General features: G+C 68.2%; 15 protein-coding genes. 10 read left to right on the forward strand and 5 right to left on the reverse strand.

Annotated elements, in window-relative coordinates; all coding sequences use genetic code 11:
- The first annotated feature begins 21 nt into the window (after window positions 1–21).
- Genes SPDO_RS01455 through SPDO_RS01465 form a run of 3 tightly spaced genes read left to right on the forward strand, consistent with a single transcriptional unit; the run spans window position 22 to window position 2430 of the window.
- A complete protein-coding gene (locus tag SPDO_RS01455; protein WP_088365676.1) occupies window positions 22–789 on the forward strand; it encodes a LamB/YcsF family protein in 768 nt (255 codons plus the stop codon).
- Window positions 786–1451, forward strand: a complete 666-nt coding sequence (locus SPDO_RS01460) for a 5-oxoprolinase subunit B family protein (protein WP_088365677.1) — start codon at window positions 786–788, stop codon at window positions 1449–1451. The genes SPDO_RS01455 and SPDO_RS01460 overlap by 4 nt, the downstream gene beginning before the upstream one ends.
- Window positions 1444–2430 (forward strand): 5-oxoprolinase subunit C family protein, encoded by a 987-nt coding sequence (locus SPDO_RS01465; protein WP_088365678.1) that lies wholly within the window; start codon window positions 1444–1446, stop codon window positions 2428–2430. Before SPDO_RS01460 ends, SPDO_RS01465 begins: the two co-directional genes overlap by 8 nt.
- Window positions 2431–2482: 52 nt before the next feature.
- Here the strand turns inward: SPDO_RS01465 and grpE are convergent, their stop codons facing one another.
- Window positions 2483–3040, reverse strand: coding sequence for a nucleotide exchange factor GrpE (gene grpE, locus SPDO_RS01470; protein ID WP_088365679.1), 558 nt, complete (start codon window positions 3038–3040; stop codon window positions 2483–2485).
- Between the two features lie 24 nt (window positions 3041–3064).
- Window positions 3065–4081 carry a heat-inducible transcriptional repressor HrcA gene (gene hrcA / locus SPDO_RS01475; protein ID WP_088365680.1) on the reverse strand — a complete coding sequence of 339 codons (1017 nt, stop codon included), beginning with the start codon at window positions 4079–4081 and terminating at the stop codon, window positions 3065–3067.
- Window positions 4082–4273: 192 nt separating this feature from the next.
- On the opposite strand from hrcA, the gene rph reads away from it, so the two are divergent.
- Window positions 4274–4990 carry a ribonuclease PH gene (rph, locus tag SPDO_RS01480; protein WP_088365681.1) on the forward strand — a complete coding sequence of 239 codons (717 nt, stop codon included), beginning with the start codon at window positions 4274–4276 and terminating at the stop codon, window positions 4988–4990.
- Window positions 4987–5613, forward strand: a complete 627-nt coding sequence (gene rdgB / locus SPDO_RS01485; RefSeq protein ID WP_088365682.1) for an RdgB/HAM1 family non-canonical purine NTP pyrophosphatase — start codon at window positions 4987–4989, stop codon at window positions 5611–5613. The genes rph and rdgB overlap by 4 nt, the downstream gene beginning before the upstream one ends.
- Before the next feature lie 36 nt (window positions 5614–5649).
- Here rdgB and SPDO_RS01490 read toward each other — a convergent pair whose 3' ends face one another.
- Window positions 5650–6213 carry a CAP domain-containing protein gene (locus SPDO_RS01490; protein WP_088365683.1) on the reverse strand — a complete coding sequence of 188 codons (564 nt, stop codon included), beginning with the start codon at window positions 6211–6213 and terminating at the stop codon, window positions 5650–5652.
- A 12-nt stretch (window positions 6214–6225) separates the two neighbouring features.
- Between SPDO_RS01490 and hemW the strand changes: the two genes are divergently transcribed.
- Window positions 6226–7380, forward strand: a complete 1155-nt coding sequence (hemW, locus tag SPDO_RS01495; RefSeq protein WP_088366301.1) for a radical SAM family heme chaperone HemW — start codon at window positions 6226–6228, stop codon at window positions 7378–7380.
- A 6-nt stretch (window positions 7381–7386) separates the two neighbouring features.
- On the opposite strand, the gene SPDO_RS16765 is transcribed toward hemW, so the two are convergent.
- Both SPDO_RS16765 and SPDO_RS01500 read right to left on the reverse strand, forming a co-directional pair.
- Complete coding sequence (locus SPDO_RS16765; protein ID WP_158212128.1) at window positions 7387–7557, reverse strand: hypothetical protein; 171 nt, start codon at window positions 7555–7557, stop codon at window positions 7387–7389.
- Window positions 7558–7586: 29 nt separating this feature from the next.
- Entirely contained in the window at window positions 7587–8453 is an 867-nt protein-coding gene (locus SPDO_RS01500) for a LysR substrate-binding domain-containing protein (protein WP_088365684.1), read from the reverse strand.
- Window positions 8454–8578: 125 nt separating this feature from the next.
- Here SPDO_RS01500 and SPDO_RS01505 point away from each other — a divergent pair, with 125 nt between their 5' ends.
- The 4 genes from SPDO_RS01505 (at window position 8579) to SPDO_RS01520 (ending at window position 13309) form a co-directional block, all read left to right on the forward strand.
- Window positions 8579–10108 (forward strand): CoA-acylating methylmalonate-semialdehyde dehydrogenase, encoded by a 1530-nt coding sequence (locus SPDO_RS01505; RefSeq protein ID WP_088366302.1) that lies wholly within the window; start codon window positions 8579–8581, stop codon window positions 10106–10108.
- A gap of 67 nt (window positions 10109–10175) precedes the next feature.
- Window positions 10176–11012 (forward strand): formyltetrahydrofolate deformylase, encoded by an 837-nt coding sequence (gene purU, locus SPDO_RS01510; RefSeq protein WP_088365685.1) that lies wholly within the window; start codon window positions 10176–10178, stop codon window positions 11010–11012.
- 10 nt (window positions 11013–11022) lie between these two features.
- Entirely contained in the window at window positions 11023–12168 is a 1146-nt protein-coding gene (locus SPDO_RS01515; protein WP_088365686.1) for an acyl-CoA dehydrogenase family protein, read from the forward strand.
- Window positions 12169–12265: 97 nt separating this feature from the next.
- Complete coding sequence (locus SPDO_RS01520; RefSeq protein WP_088365687.1) at window positions 12266–13309, forward strand: enoyl-CoA hydratase/isomerase family protein; 1044 nt, start codon at window positions 12266–12268, stop codon at window positions 13307–13309.
- The last annotated feature ends 39 nt before the right edge of the window (window positions 13310–13348 follow it).

Raw genomic sequence — 13348 nt, forward strand, 5'->3', positions numbered from 1 at the left:
CGAGCCGCTAGGCCGGCGCGCATGGCAACGATCGATCTCAACGCCGATCTGGGCGAAGGCTTCGGCCCGTGGACGATGGGTGACGACGCCGCGATGTTCGCGCTCGTCACCAGCGCCAATGTCGCGTGCGGCGGCCACGCCAGCGATCCCGAGACGATGTTCCGCACATTGTCGTTGGCGCGCGAGAACGGCGTCAGCGTCGGCGCACACCCCAGCTACCCCGATCTCGCCGGCTTCGGCCGCCGCCGCATGCCTGCCACGACCACCGAGGTCGAGCGTTTCGTCGCGGCGCAAACCGGCGCGCTGCTCGCTATTGCCGCGCTCGCCGATCACCCCGTGCGCTACGTGAAGCCGCATGGCGCGCTCGCCAATGTCGCCGCTGCCGAGCCGGACGTCGCGGCGGCGATCGCCCGTGCGGTGCGCGCCATCGACCGCGACCTGGCCGTGCTCGCCATCTCTGGCACCTGTCTACAGCAAGCGGCCGACGATGCAGGGCTGCGCGTCTTCAGCGAGATCTACGCCGATCGCGGCTACACACCTGCCGGCCAACTCGCCCCGCGCGGCACGCCCGGCGCGGTCATCCACGACGCTGATGCGGCTGCCGAGCGCCTCATCACGTTCTTCGACAGTGGCCTAATGCCGACGATCGACGGCGGCGCGATCCGCCTCGCCGTTGATTCGATCTGCGTCCACGGCGACAATCCCGCCGCCGTCGCAATGGCGCAGCGCGTGCGGTCCGCGTTGGAGGCGCGTGGCCTGACGATTGCGCCCTTTATCGCACCCGCATGACTGCCCCCACGTTCCGCCCCGTTGGCAGCGGCGCCGTGCTGGCGGATTTCGGCGGCGCGATTGACGACGACATATTCGCCCGCGTGATCGCGCTCGACCGGGCCTTGTCTGCGCAGCCACCCGTGGGGCTGCTCGAGACGACGCCAGCCTATACCAGCCTCTTGATCGTCTTCGATCCACTCCTAACCGATCACACCGCCGTCGCGCAGCACCTCCAATCGCTTGACGTCCCACCCGCCGACCTTGCCGCGGCCACTACGCACGCCATCCCGGTCTGCTATGAAGGCAACGCGGCCCCGGACATCGACGCCGTCGCCGCCACGCTCGGCCTGTCGACCGAGGCGGTGATCGCCGCGCATCTCGCCGGAGACTATCGCGTCTTCATGTACGGCTTCGCGCCGGGTTACGCCTATCTCGGCGGCGTGCCGGACGCGCTGCAACTCCCGCGCAAGGCGACAGCGGTGCGCGGCCACAAGATCGGCAGCGTGATGGTCGCCGGTCCGCAATGCCTGATCACGACGCTGGAGATGCCCACCGGCTGGTGGGTGATCGGCCAGACGCCCGCGCGCGTGCTCGACGCCGGATCCGAAAAGCCTTTCCTGTTCGAACCCGGCGACCGCGTCCGCTTCACCCGCATCAGCGAGGCAGCGCTCCATGGCTGAGGCGCGGCTGCGGATCGAGGCCGCCGGGCCGCTCACCAGCCTGCAGGACGCCGGCCGACCCGGCTGGCGGCGCTTCGGCGTGCCGCCCTCCGGCCCCGTAGATCGCCGTGCCTATGCGGCAGCGGTCGCCGCCACCAGCGGCCACGCCACCGCGATCGAATGTTCGCTTGGCGGCATGACGCTGGTTGCCGAAGGCCAGCCGCTGTCGATCGCGATCACCGGCGCGGTTACCGCAGAGGTCGACGGCGTGGAGATCGGCGGCTGGTGCGCGGTGACGCTGCCGCCCGGCGCGCGCTGCCGCATCCGCGAGGCGGGTGGCAACTGGGGCTATGTCGCCGTCGCCGGGCTGATCGAGGCGCCCGCGTGGCTCGGCAGCACCGCAACGCACTTCCTCGCCGGCCTCGGCGGCGGTCGGATCGCGGCAGGCATGTCGCTCGTCGTGCAAGACGCGCGCGGTGACCTCGCCTCCTTCACCATTCCTCAGCCACCCGAGGCGCAGCCGATCCACGTCGCGCGCGCGATCCTCGGGCCGCAGCACCGCTTCTTCGCGCCCGACAAGCTCGGCCAGCTCGACACCGCGCGCTTCGCCGCCAGCGCGCGCTTCGATCGGATGGGGCTTGTGCTCGACGGCCCGCCGCTGCCACCGCTCAGGGTCGATATGCCGAGCGAACCGGCGGTTCGCGGCGCGCTCCAGATCGATGGCGATGGCCGAATGAGCCTGCTCACCGCCGACCATCAGACCACCGGCGGGTATCCAAGGATTGCTGTCGTGATCGATCCAGACATCGATCGCGTGGCGCAGCTACCGGCCGGCGCGCCGATCCGACTGGCCTTGATAACGGCCGAGGAGAGCGTGTCGCTCACCCGCGCCGCGCACGATGCGACCGCGCGATGGCTGGCGCAGGTGCAATCGCAGGTCCGCCCGCGACCACCTTTGCTCGCCGCCAATCTCGTCGATGGCGTGGTGGCCACGCGCTAGAACGCTGCGCGCAGCGATCAGGCAGGCGCGCAGCGTAACGAACGGCGCCCGATCAGCCCGGCTTCTTCGCCACACCCACCAGCGACGGGCGCAGCAGGCGATCGCGGATCATCCAGCCGGACTGCATTTCCTGCACGATCGTGCCCGGCTCCGCGTCCGACGGCATTTCCACCATCGCCTGATGGCGATTAGGATCGAGCATCTGGCCCATCGCCTCGATCTTGGTGAGGCCGTGGCGCTGGAACACGCTGGTCAGCTCGCGGCCGGTGGCTTCCAGGCCGGTCACCAACCCCTTGAACTTGTCGTCCTCGCGCAGCTCGGCGGGGATCGCCGCCAGTGCGCGCTCCAGATTGTCGTTCACGCTCAGCACGTCGCGCGCGAACGACGTCGCGGCATAGGCACGCGCGTCGGCGGCGTCCTTTTCGGCGCGTCGGCGCACGTTCTGGATCTCGGCCTGCGCATACAGCGTCTGCTGCTTGGCCTCGGCCAGCTGGCCTTCCAGCTCGGCCACGCGGTCATGCTCGGCCACCTCGGGGGCGCTAGCGGCGGTTTCCTCGCGCAGATCCTCGCCGCCGTTGGTGCCGGGGGTGTTCGCTTCGGTATCGGTCATCGTTTCCCTGTCATTGCTGGCCGCTCAACCCATCAGCCGGGCGAGCGTTGCGGCCGTGAAATCCACCATGGGCACGACACGGGCGTAGTTCAACCGCGTCGGCCCGATCACCCCCACCACGCCGACCACCCGCCCGTCGCTGCCGCGAAAGGGCTTGGCAATGACGGAGGAGCCCGAAAGCGCGAACAATTTGTTCTCCGCGCCAATGAAAATGCGCGTCGCATCGCCCGCGCGCGCCGAATCGAGCAGCGCCGCCACCTCCTGCCTCCCATCAAGGTCGTCGAGCAGGTCGCGTACCCGGTCGAGGTCCGCCGCCGCGGCATCGTCCAGCAGCCGCGCCTGGCCGCGTACGATCAGCACCGGGCGCCGTTCGCCATCCTCGCTCCACACGGCGATGCCACGCTCGATCAGCGCGCGCGCCGCGCTGTCCACCGCTGCGCGGCCCTGCGCCAGCTCGCGATCGATCCGCGCCCGCGCCGCCGCCAGCGTCAGCCCGGACAAGGTCGCCGACATGTAATTGCCCGCCTCTATCAGCGCGCTCGGCCCGACGCCCGGCGGCAGATCGACGACGCGGTTCTCCACTCCGCCGTCCTCGCTCACCAGCACGGCCAGCGCCTGGCCGTGCGACAGCGGCACGAAGCCGATCGAGCGCAGCACCTGTTCGTGCTTGGGCACCATCACCAGCCCCGCGCAGGCGGACAGGCCGGACAGCGCAGCGGTCGTGGCCGCCAGCGCTTCCTCCACCGGGCCGCCGAGGCCGGCGCGCGACTCGATCGTCGCGCGCTCCTCCGCGGAGGGCTCTAGCGCCTGCATCATGCCATCCACGAAAAGGCGAAGGCCAAGCTCGGTCGGCATTCGCCCCGCCGAGGTATGCGGCGCGGCGAGCAGCCCGGCGTCCTCCAGCTGCGCCAGCACGCTGCGGATCGAGGCGGGGGAAAGGTTCAGCCCCGCCTGCGCCAGCGTCTTGGAGCCGACCGGCAGCCCGCTCGCCAGATAGCCATCGACGACGCGGCGAAAGATGTCGCGCGCCCGGTCGGACATTTCGGTTATCGGCGGGGAAGCGGTCACGGCTCAAATCTAGGCTGCGCATACTGGCGCGGCAATCATCCAGCGGCTACGGCCGGCAGAAATCAACGCAACTCGCCGGGGTGTCATCCGGATGATTGCCACGCGCCTGCAAAAAAGCGCGTGGCGCTTTCCGGTTCCCGCCGAGCGGCATCAGGAGTCACTATCATGCGTCCCAGCGGCCGTGCGCCCGATCAGATGCGCGCCATCACCATCGAGCCGAACTTCACCCGCCACGCCGAAGGCTCGGTGCTGATCGGCTTTGGCGATACCAAGGTACTCGTCACCGCCAGCGTCGAGGAACGGGTGCCGCCGTTCCTGCGCGGCAAGGGGCAGGGCTGGGTCACCGCCGAATATGGCATGCTTCCGCGCGCCACCCACACCCGCGGCAGCCGCGAGGCGGCGAAGGGCAAGCAGTCGGGCCGGACGCAGGAAATCCAGCGCCTGATCGGCCGCTCGCTGCGCGCAGTCACCGACATGGCAGCGCTGGGCGAGCGCCAGATCGTGCTCGATTGCGACGTTATCCAGGCCGATGGCGGCACGCGCACCGCCTCGATCTCGGGCGCCTGGGTCGCGCTGCGCCTCGCCGTGAACGGGCTGATGCAGGCGGGCAAGATCGAGAAGGATCCGATCGCGCAAAAGGTCGCCGCGATCAGCTGCGGCATCTTCCAGGGCAATCCGGTGCTTGACCTCGACTATGACGAGGACTCAAACGCCGACGCCGACGGCAATTTCGTGCTGCTCGAAAACGGCAACATTGCCGAGGCGCAGGCCACCGCCGAGCACGCGACCTATGACGAGGAAGCGCTGCTTCGCCTCCTTCGCCTCGCCCGGATCGGCTGCACCGAGATCTTCGCGGCGCAGGAACGGGCGATCCGCGCATGAGCGGCGAGGGCAGCGAGCCGCAGGCGATCCGTAAGCTCCAACCGGGCAAGCTGGTGATCGCCAGCCACAATCCCGGCAAGGTGCGCGAAATCGCCGCCCTGCTTGAAGGGCACGGGCTGGATGTTGTCTCCGCCAAGGAACTCGATCTGCCTGAGCCGGAGGAGACCGGTACCACCTTCGTCATGAACGCGGAGCTGAAGGCGCGCGCCGCGGCGGACCTCTCGGGCCTGCCGGCGCTCGCCGACGACAGCGGGCTGTGCGTCGAGGCGCTGAACGGCGATCCGGGCATCTTTTCCGCGCGCTGGGCGGGCGAGAGCAAGGATTTCGGCCTCGCCATGCAGCTGGTGAACGACAAGGTCGCCGCGATCGACGACGCATCTCGCGACGCGCACTTCGTCTGCGCTCTGGCCTTGGCGTGGCCCGACGGCCATGTCGAATGGTTCGAAGGCCGCGTCGACGGCACGCTCGTCTGGCCGCCGCGCGGCGACAAGGGCTTCGGCTACGATCCGATGTTCCTGCCCAACGGCCGCAGCGAAACCTTCGGCGAAATGGATCAGGACGAGAAGCACACCATCAGCCACCGCGCCGACGCGTTCAATCAGATGGTCGCCGCGGTCTTCTGACAAGCATCTTCTAACTAGGCTGGCGAGCGGACTGCCTCAGAGCGTGCGCTCGCCCACCACATTGCCGGCGGGGCTGTAGCGGCACACCAGATAATCGTCGCGCCGGTTGGATGCGATGGCGCAGCCCACCCGCGTGGTCCGGCGCCAGATCATCTGGGTGTAATGCGACACGTCCTGCCATTTGCCGGTGCGGCTGAACGCGGGCGTCACGCCATTGACGAAGTCGCGCCCCTCCGCCGCCCAATGGCCCAGCATTTCCTCGAAGCGATAGGCGCCGCGCGTGCCGGTCCACAGATTCTCGCCCTCGCGCGTCGGCCCATGCGGCTGCTCGGCGTGGGCAAAGCGACGGGTCCGCGCCATCTCCTCGGCATAGGCCCGCGCGCTGGCGACCAGCGCCTCGTCCCATTGCAGCGGCGCGACGCCCGCCTCGGCGCGTACGCGGTTCTGCCCGTCAAGCATCACCTGCCGCAGCAGCGCCGATCCGCGCGGCGCCGGCACGGTCGTCGGACTCTGCTCTACCACCCGCTCGGGCCCTTGCGCGCAAGCCGATAGCAACAGGGTGAGAGCGAGGAGGTGGCGTCGCAGCGTCATCGCCGCCATATCGGCACGATCATGATCCCCGACAATCCTCTGGCGCTTTACGTCCACTGGCCGTTCTGTGTCTCGAAATGCCCGTATTGCGATTTCAACAGCCATGTCCGCACCAGCGTCGATCAGCAGCTCTGGCGCGACTCGCTGCTGGCAGACCTCGCACACGAGGCGTCAGTGCTGCCCGGCCACCGGCTGACCTCGATCTTCTTCGGCGGCGGCACGCCCTCGCTGATGCCGCCCGAAACCGTCGCAGCGGTGCTGAACGCGGCGAAACGCCACTGGGGCTTCGCGCCCGGCATCGAGATCACGCTGGAGGCCAACCCGTCGTCGGTCGAGGCCGCCTGCTTCGCCGATCTGGCCGCCGCCGGCGTGAACCGCGTCTCGCTTGGGCTGCAGGCGCTCGACAATGACGCGCTCCGCTTCCTCGGCCGCGCGCATGACGTGGACGAAAGCCTCGCCGCGCTGGCGATCGCGCAGCGAGTCTTTCCGCGCGTCAGCTTCGACCTGATCTACGCCCGCCCCGATCAGTCACTCGCCGACTGGACCGCCGAGCTGGAGCGCGCGCTCGCCTTCGGCACCGAACATCTGTCGCTCTACCAGCTGACGATCGAGCCCGGCACGCGTTTCCATACCGAGGCCGCGGCCGGCCGCCTGACCATCCCCGACGGCGACACCGCCGCCGACCTGTTCGAGGCGACCCGCGCGATCACCGCCGCCGCCGGGCTGCCCGCGTACGAGATCAGCAACCACGCTCGTCCCGGCGCGGAAAGCCGCCACAATCTCGCGTACTGGCGCTACCAGACCTACGCCGGCGTCGGGCCGGGCGCGCACGGCCGTCGCGGTGGGCTCGCCACCGTGCGCCGCAAGAAGCCGGAAAACTGGCTCGCCGCCGTCGAGCGCAACGGCCACGGGCTGGAGGCGGAGGAGCCGCTCGCGCCCGAGATGCAGGCGTCGGAGGCGTTGCTGATGGGGCTGCGCCTGCGCGAAGGCGTCGATCTCGCGCGCATCGCCGCGCTCGCGGGCACGACGCCCGATGCGCTGGTGGATAGCCGTGCGGTCGCGCGCTTGCCCGATCTGATCCGGCGCGAGGGCGATCGGCTGCGCGTCACCGAGCAGGGGATGCTGCTGCTCGACGCCATCCTCCCCGAGGTCGTGAAGGTCGCCGTGCCCGCGTGATCGCGGTCAGGCGCCCCACCAGAACAGCAGCATCGTGACGAGCGCGATCGCGACAAAGATCAGGTGTCGCCCGCTGGCGGGATCGCGCTCCGGTCGATCGACGAACACCGCGGGGGCATCGGGATCCGGCATGCCCGGCGGCAGTGGCTCCAGCGGCGGTTCGCGCCTGTCGGTCAAGGTCATCTCCTGTTGCACGCCACCAACGGTCAGATGATAGCCGCCGTTGCATCGCGCAGCCAGCGGGTCACCGCCTGAACGCGCGGCGCATTGTGGCCGTCGGCATGCGTGACCAGCCAGAAGGCGCGCGCCAGCATCACCTCCGGCAGCACCGGCACCAGCCCCGGGTCCTTTGCCGCAACGAAATCGGGCAGGATGCCGATCCCCGCGCCCGATCGGACCATCGCATGCTGCACGTTGATGCTGGTCGACCTGAGCCGGGCGACCAGCCCGTCATGCACCTCCGACAGATAATCGAGCTCGGGCGCATGAATATGCTCGGGCACGTAGCCGATCAGCACATGCTGCTTCAGCGCCTGTGCCGTGGCCGGCGTGCCGTGCTGCGCCAGATGGGCCGGCGCGGCGTAGAGGCGCAGGCGGTAGTCGGTAAGGCGGGTGGCGATCAGCTGCCGGTTGCGTGGACGGGCGAGCATCACGGCGATGTCCGCCTCGCGCTTGGACGGATCGAGGAAGCCCGACGCGGTGATGAGGTCCAGCCGGATCAGCGGATTCGCCGCCGTGAAATCGTCGAGTCGCGGCGCCAGCACGTTGGTCGCCAGTCCCTCGGCGACGCTCAGCCGTACATGGCCTGCCACCCCGCCACTGTGCTCGCCCTCGGAGGCGGCAAGGATCGCCGCGTGGACGGTTTCGGCATGATCGAGCAGCTTCTGCCCCGCATCGCTCAGCCGCCGTTCGCCCGCGACCGATTCGAACAGTGGCTGGCCGATTGCCGCTTCCAGCCGCTGCAGCCGCCGGCCGACGGTGGTCGTGTCGATGCCTAAGGCACGCGCGGCCGCGGCGACCCGCCCGGCATGCGCGACGGCCAGAAAGATGCGCAGGTCGTCCCAATTCTGCATGGCGCGCCAATCCTCGCACGAACGATTGATGCATGCAAAATCGCAGCTCGCGGCTGCGAATTCGCGCCCTTGTATGCAGAAACACCATGAGCGTAAAAGCCGCGCAACTTATCCGGAGAGTGAGCATGCGCGTCATCGATCATCATATCGTCGGAACGGGCGGGGCAGGCGGCCGCAGCAGCGACGTGTTCGATCCAAACACTGGCAAGGTTCAGGCGCGCGTGACGCTGGGCACCCAGGCCGATCTCGATCGCGCGGTGGCCGCGGCGCAGGCGGCACAGCCGGGCTGGGCGGCGACCAACCCGCAGCGCCGCGCCCGCGTGATGTTCGCGTTCAAGGCGCTGGTCGAAGCGAACATGGACGAGCTTGCGCATCTCCTCTCGTCCGAACACGGCAAGGTGATCGCCGACGCAAAGGGCGACATTCAGCGCGGGCTTGAGGTCGTCGAGTTCGCCTGCGGCATCCCGCATGTGCTGAAGGGCGAATATACGCAGGGCGCCGGCCCCGGCATCGACGTCTATTCGACCCGTCAGCCGATCGGCATCGGTGCGGGCATCACGCCGTTCAACTTCCCGGCGATGATCCCGCTGTGGATGGGCGCGGTGGCGACGGCCTGCGGCAACGCCTTCATCCTGAAGCCGTCGGAGCGCGATCCGTCGGTGCCGGTGCGCCTTGCCGAGCTGATGCGCGAAGCGGGCATGCCGGAGGGGATCTTCCAGGTCGTCAACGGCGACAAGGAAATGGTTGACGCGATCCTCGATCACCCGGCGATCGGCGCGATCAGCTTCGTCGGTTCGTCGGACATCGCGCATTACGTCTACAATCGCGGGGTCGCCGCCGGAAAGCGCGTTCAGGCGATGGGCGGCGCGAAGAACCACGGCATCGTCATGCCGGATGCCGATCTCGACCAGGTCGTCGCTGATCTGTCGGGCGCTGCCTTCGGCTCCGCTGGCGAGCGCTGCATGGCGCTCCCCGTTGTCGTGCCGGTTGGCGAGAAGACCGCGGTGGCGCTGCGCGAAAAGCTGCTGCCGGCGATCGAGGCGCTGCGTGTTGGCGTCTCCACTGATGCCGAGGCGCATTACGGCCCGGTCATCAACGCCGCGCATAAGGCACGCGTCGAGCAGTGGATCCAGACCGGTGTGGACGAAGGCGCGGAGCTCGTCGTCGACGGTCGCGGCTTCAAGTTGCAGGGGCATGAGGACGGCTTCTTCGTCGGCCCGTCGCTGTTCGATCACGTCACGCCCGACATGCAGAGCTACAAGGAAGAGATCTTCGGCCCGGTCCTCCAGATCGTCCGCGCCAAGGATTTCGACGAGGCGGTCCGCCTGCCGAGCCAGCATCAATACGGCAATGGCGTCGCGATCTTCACGCGCAACGGCCACGCCGCGCGCGAATTCGCCGCGCGCGTCAACGTCGGCATGGTCGGCATCAACGTGCCGATTCCGGTGCCGGTCGCCTATCACACCTTTGGCGGCTGGAAGCGCTCGGCGTTTGGCGACACCAACCAGCACGGCATGGAAGGCGTGAAGTTTTGGACCAAGGTGAAGACGATCACCCAGCGCTGGCCCGATGGCTCGGCGGACCTGCCGCGCGGCAGCGAGGATGGCGGCCCCAGCCGCATCCAGGATGCGTTCGTCATCCCGACCATGGGATGATGCCCATGCGATCGGCAAGGCACCTATCCCCGCGCGGCGCGCTCCGGTATCAGAGGGCCGCCGCGTGATGGCAGAGCAAAGCTGGATCCTCACCTTCTCGTGCCAGGATCGCGCGGGGATCGTCGCGGCGGTTACCGGGCGTCTGGCCGAGGCCGGCGGGTTCATCCTCGACAGCCAGCAATATGCCGATCTCGACACCGCGCGCTTCTTCATGCGGCTGGTGTTCACCGGCCCCGATCTGCGGGAGCGCCTGAGCGAGGTCGCGCAAGCCTTCGGCTTCGACTGGACGTTGGTGCCCGCCGATTACCGGCCCAAGGTGGTGATCGCCTGCTCCAACACGTCGCATTGCCTGAACGATCTGCTGCACCGCTGGTCGATCGGTGCGCTGCCGATCGATCCAGTCGCCGTCGTCTCCAATCACGAAACGTTGCGCGGCCTCGCGGAATGGCACGGGCTGCCGTTCCACCACCTGCCGGTATCCGCCGCGAACCGCGCGGCGCAGGAGCGGCAGATCGTTGACCTGTTCCGATCCACCGGCGCCGAGCTCATGGTGCTCGCGCGCTACATGCAGGTGCTCTCGCCCGACCTCGTTGCCGCGCTCGCCGGGCGCTGCGTCAACATCCACCACAGCTTCCTGCCCAGCTTCAAGGGCGCCAAGCCCTATCACCAGGCGCATGCCCGCGGGGTGAAGCTGATCGGCGCCACCGCGCACTTCGTAACCACCGACCTCGACGAGGGGCCGATCATCGAACAGGCCGCCGAGCGCGTCGATCATCGCGCCACTGTCGAGGAGCTGATCGCGATCGGCCGCGATATCGAGGCGCAGGTTCTGGCGCGCGCCGTGCGCTGGATCGCCGAGCGCCGCGTCCTCGCCAATGGTGCGCGCACCGTCGTCTTCCGTTAAGGCCCTTCCGATGACTGACCAGTTCGACCTCACATCCGACCAGCGCGAGATCCAGGAGCTCGCCCGGCGCTTCACCGCGGACCAGATCACGCCGTTCGCCGCCGAATGGGACGAAAAGCACATCTTTCCGCGCGAGACGATCAAGGCCGCCGCCGAGCTTGGCTTTGCGGCGATCTACGTCAGTGAGGAAAGCGGCGGCATCAATCTTGGCCGGCTCGAAGCGGCGCTGATCATGGAGGCGATGGCCTATGGCTGCCCCGCCACCAGCGCCTTCATCTCGATCCACAACATGGCGTCGTGGATGATCGACCGCTTCGGCTCGGACGATCTCAAGGGCCGTTATCTCCCCAGCCTCGTCACCATGGACAAGATGGCGAGCTATTGCCTGACGGAGCCGGGCTCCGGGTCCGACGCGGCGGCGCTGAAGACCAGCGCGCGGCTCGAGGGCGATCACTACATCGTCAACGGGTCGAAGCAGTTCATCTCCGGCGCCGGGGAGAACGAAGTCTACGTGACGATGGTGCGCACCGGCGCGGAGGGGCCCAAGGGCATCTCCTGCCTCGTCATCGACAAGGACATGCCCGGCGTCTCGTTCGGCGCCAACGAGCGCAAGCTCGGCTGGCATGCGCAGCCCACGCGCCAAGTGCTGTTCGATAACGTGAAGGTGCCGGTCGCCAACCGCGTCGGGCAGGAGGGCGAGGGCTTCCGCTTCGCGATGATGGGCCTCGACGGCGGCCGCCTGAACATCGGCGCCTGCTCGCTCGGGGGCGCACAGCGCTGCCTCGACGAGGCGATCGCCTATACCAAGGATCGCCAGCAGTTCGGAAAGCCGATCGCGGATTTCCAGAATACCCAATTCACGCTCGCCGACATGGATACCGAGCTTCAGGCCGCCCGCTACCTGCTCTACGTCGCCGCGGCGAAGGTGACGGCCAATGCGCCGGACAAGACGCGCTTTGCCGCCATGGCGAAGCGGTTGTCGACCGACACCGGATCCTCGGTGGTCGATCGCGCGCTGCAGCTCCACGGCGGCTACGGCTATCTGATGGATTACCCGATCGAGCGCTTCTGGCGCGACCTGCGCGTGCATTCGATCCTTGAAGGCACCAATCAGGTTATGCGGATGATCGTCGGCCGCGAACTGACGCGCCAGTAACTGTCCTACACGCGGCTCATGTGAGAGAAGATAGGATCGCCTGCGAAACGACCGTCTTTATCTTCTCTCATGTGCGTGAGTTTCGGGAATTTTGCGAATGACCAGTGACCTCCTGACCAGCGTCGAAGGCCCGATCGGCCGCATCCGGCTGAACCGCCCGAAGGCGATCCACGCGCTCACCACGCCCATGTGCGTCGGCGTGCTGGAGGCACTCGAAACATGGCGCAGCGACGACAATGTGCGCGCGATCATCATCGATCACGCGGAGGGTCGAGGCTTCTGCGCCGGCGGTGACATCCGCATGCTGGCCGAGAGCGGCGCCAAGGACGGGGCGGAGGCGCGCCAGTTCTTCCACACCGAATATCGCATGAACCACCGGCTGTTCACCTACGCCAAGCAGATCGTGGCGTTCATGGACGGCATCACCATGGGCGGCGGCGTCGGTCTCTCGCAGCCGTGCACCTATCGCGTCGCCACCGAGAACACGAAGTTCGCCATGCCCGAGACCGGCATCGGCCTGTTCCCCGATGTCGGCGGCGGTTGGTATCTTTCGCGCCTGCCGGGGCGGATGGGCCAATATCTGGCGCTGACCGGCCATCGACTCGACGGCGCGGAAACGTTCGCGCTCGGTCTCGCCACGCACTATTTGCCGGCGGATCAGGTCGAGGAGGCGAAGCGCCGCATCACCGCCGACCCCGCCGCGATCGCCGAGGCGCTGGACGCGCTGTCCACCAAGCCGGGCGCGGCCGCACTGCTCGACAAGCAGGCCGAGATCGACCGCCTGTTCGCCTTCGACAGGCTGGAGGATATCTACGCCGCGCTTGAGGCGGACGGCGGAGAGTTCGCCGACGCCACGCTCGCGACGCTCAAGACCAAGTCGCCGCAAACGATGAAGGTCAGCCTCAAGCTCTTGCTCGACGGCAAGTCGATGCCGACCTTCGAGGACGAGATGCGCCAGGAATATGCCGTCGGCGCACGGGTGGTGCAGCGCCACGATTTTCTTGAAGGCGTGCGCGCGGTGATCGTCGACAAGGACAATGCACCCAAGTGGGATCCCGCAACGCCGGACGGCGTCAGCGACCATGTGATCGACCAGATCTTCGCGCCGCTCCCCGAAGCCGAGGCATGGACGCCCGCCTGATCAACACCACATCGTCACGCCGGACCAGCGCCCGCGACC

The organism is Sphingomonas dokdonensis (assembly GCF_002197685.1).
GTDB lineage: Bacteria > Pseudomonadota > Alphaproteobacteria > Sphingomonadales > Sphingomonadaceae > Sphingomonas > Sphingomonas dokdonensis.

Coding starts and splice junctions, on each gene's coding strand:
- SPDO_RS01455 (WP_088365676.1), top strand. CDS start 22: ATGGCAACGATCGATCTCAACGCCGATCTGGGCGAAGGCTTCGGCCCG.
- SPDO_RS01460 (WP_088365677.1), top strand. CDS start 786: ATGACTGCCCCCACGTTCCGCCCCGTTGGCAGCGGCGCCGTGCTGGCG.
- SPDO_RS01465 (WP_088365678.1), top strand. CDS start 1,444: ATGGCTGAGGCGCGGCTGCGGATCGAGGCCGCCGGGCCGCTCACCAGC.
- grpE (WP_088365679.1), bottom strand. CDS start 3,040: ATGACCGATACCGAAGCGAACACCCCCGGCACCAACGGCGGCGAGGAT.
- hrcA (WP_088365680.1), bottom strand. CDS start 4,081: ATGTCCGACCGGGCGCGCGACATCTTTCGCCGCGTCGTCGATGGCTAT.
- rph (WP_088365681.1), top strand. CDS start 4,274: ATGCGTCCCAGCGGCCGTGCGCCCGATCAGATGCGCGCCATCACCATC.
- rdgB (WP_088365682.1), top strand. CDS start 4,987: ATGAGCGGCGAGGGCAGCGAGCCGCAGGCGATCCGTAAGCTCCAACCG.
- SPDO_RS01490 (WP_088365683.1), bottom strand. CDS start 6,213: ATGGCGGCGATGACGCTGCGACGCCACCTCCTCGCTCTCACCCTGTTG.
- hemW (WP_088366301.1), top strand. CDS start 6,226: ATGATCCCCGACAATCCTCTGGCGCTTTACGTCCACTGGCCGTTCTGT.
- SPDO_RS01500 (WP_088365684.1), bottom strand. CDS start 8,453: ATGCAGAATTGGGACGACCTGCGCATCTTTCTGGCCGTCGCGCATGCC.
- SPDO_RS01505 (WP_088366302.1), top strand. CDS start 8,579: ATGCGCGTCATCGATCATCATATCGTCGGAACGGGCGGGGCAGGCGGC.
- purU (WP_088365685.1), top strand. CDS start 10,176: ATGGCAGAGCAAAGCTGGATCCTCACCTTCTCGTGCCAGGATCGCGCG.
- SPDO_RS01515 (WP_088365686.1), top strand. CDS start 11,023: ATGACTGACCAGTTCGACCTCACATCCGACCAGCGCGAGATCCAGGAG.
- SPDO_RS01520 (WP_088365687.1), top strand. CDS start 12,266: ATGACCAGTGACCTCCTGACCAGCGTCGAAGGCCCGATCGGCCGCATC.